This is a genomic window from Arenibacter sp. F20364 (assembly GCF_023015905.1).
Classification (GTDB): Bacteria; Bacteroidota; Bacteroidia; order Flavobacteriales; family Flavobacteriaceae; genus Arenibacter.
Genome location: NZ_JALKBD010000091.1, coordinates 1 through 1,845, shown reverse-complemented (window position 1 = coordinate 1,845; position 1,845 = coordinate 1). Strand labels below are relative to the sequence as shown.

Sequence of the window (1,845 nt, the reverse complement as noted above, 5' to 3'; positions counted from 1 at the left end):
AAGATATGGTATTAATCTAGAGGGTGCAAGTCCCTTATGGGCAGGGGTAACTCCTTGAACCATTAGTAAGTCGCAAGGGTGGTAACTGCGAGGTTACATCTGAAGGAAGCGAGACTACAAAGCTCGGTACTGACGGACAGGAACCGTATATGAGGCATTTATGCATGGGTAAGCAAGCACATCATTGTAACGCCCAATGAGTACAAAAGGTGCATTTATGTAGATACGGCAGGAATCGGGGGAAAGAAGATGTCATTACCTGGGGAGGTCTCCATAGTCACGAGTTGGCATAATGGAGAAGTCAGCAGAGGTCATAGTACTTTACAGAAACGAGCGGATGGATAAATCCGAGGTCTCACAAGCAAAGGAAGGGCCAAACGTCAATTGGTCTTCAATGCAGAACGGAATCCGCCCTAGGCAGATAGCCCTCTGTAACGAAGACAGGTAAAAGAAAATGTAAACCAAAAAAAAATGATTGGACAAGTAGTACATCCTTACAATCTGCAAAAAGCCCTAGAACAAGTAATTGCGAACAAGGGCAGTGCAGGAATCGATGGAATGAAAACAACGGAACTCACAGAGTATCTGCGAGAGAACAAGTTACACATACTCCAAACGGTAAAGCAAGGAAAGTACCGACCCCAAGCCATTCTTGGTGTGGAAATTCCCAAGGCAAACGGGAAATCCCGTCTCTTGGGAATCCCAACAGTAACCGACAGGTTGCTCCAACAAGCGGTATCACAAGTTGTGATGCCTAAATTCGAAAATGGTTTCAGTGCCTATAGTTATGGATTCCGCCCCAACAGAAATGCCCGCCAAGCAGTTGGCAAGGCTCTGGAATATATCCATGAGGGGTATAGTTTTATCGTAGATATAGACCTAAAGACATTTTTCGATGAAGTAGACCATTGCCTGCTTTTGAACTTGCTCTACCAAAAGGTAAAATGTCAAATTACGCTCCAATTGATACGTAAATGGTTACGAGCACCGATCTTGATCAATGGCAAACTTGAAAAGAGGAGAAAAGGCGTCCCACAGGGAAGCCCGATCAGTCCGTTATTGTCCAACATCCTGCTCAACGAGCTGGATAAAGAACTGACCAGACGGAAACTTCGGTTCGTTCGCTATGCCGACGATTTCAGTGTCTACACCAGACGAAGAAGTGATGCAACGGCAACGATGGGAGCAATCTCAAAGTACCTAAAGACGAAACTTAAACTCGCGGTAAACCGGGAGAAAAGTGGCGTAAGGAAGCCAGTGCAGTTCACCATCTTGGGTTTTGGTTTCGTACCCACCTATATCAAAGGGGAGAAGGGCAAATACCAATTGGTAGTGAGTGAAAAAGCATGGAAGAGTTTAAAAATGAGGGTAAAGACGATAACCGCTAAAACCAAGCCCATGAGTTTCGATGAGCGGGTTGCCAAGATAAACGAAATCCAACGGGGATGGTTAAACTATTTCCGGGGAACAAGTATCCATGGCAAACTTCGTGATTTGGATGGATGGCTTAGGAATCGTTTGCGCTATTGCATATGGACAGACTGGAAGAAGCCCGAGAGGAAAAGGAAAAACCTAATCCGATTGGGTGTAGACCAAGACCATGCATATGCGTGGAGTAGAACAAGAAAAGGAGGTTGGGCAGTAGCCCAGAGTCCAATTTTGAACTCCACTATTACCCTCAAAAGACTTCAAAACAGGGGCTACCAAGCAATGTTAAAGCTTTACATGGAATTGAACCCATCAATTTACGAACCGCCGTATACGAGACCCGTACGTACGGTGGTGTGAGGGGTGCACTCCGTCATTTGATGGCGGAGCCATCCACTCGATTATCTGCTGGCTTTT

General features: G+C 45.6%; 1 protein-coding gene. It reads left to right on the top strand.

The annotated features are described in order from the left end of the window. Positions 1-471: 471 nt before the first annotated feature. Complete coding sequence (gene ltrA / locus MWU84_RS23800) at positions 472-1,788, top strand: group II intron reverse transcriptase/maturase (RefSeq protein WP_031445652.1); 1,317 nt, start codon at positions 472-474, stop codon at positions 1,786-1,788. Positions 1,789-1,845 lie beyond the last annotated feature (57 nt).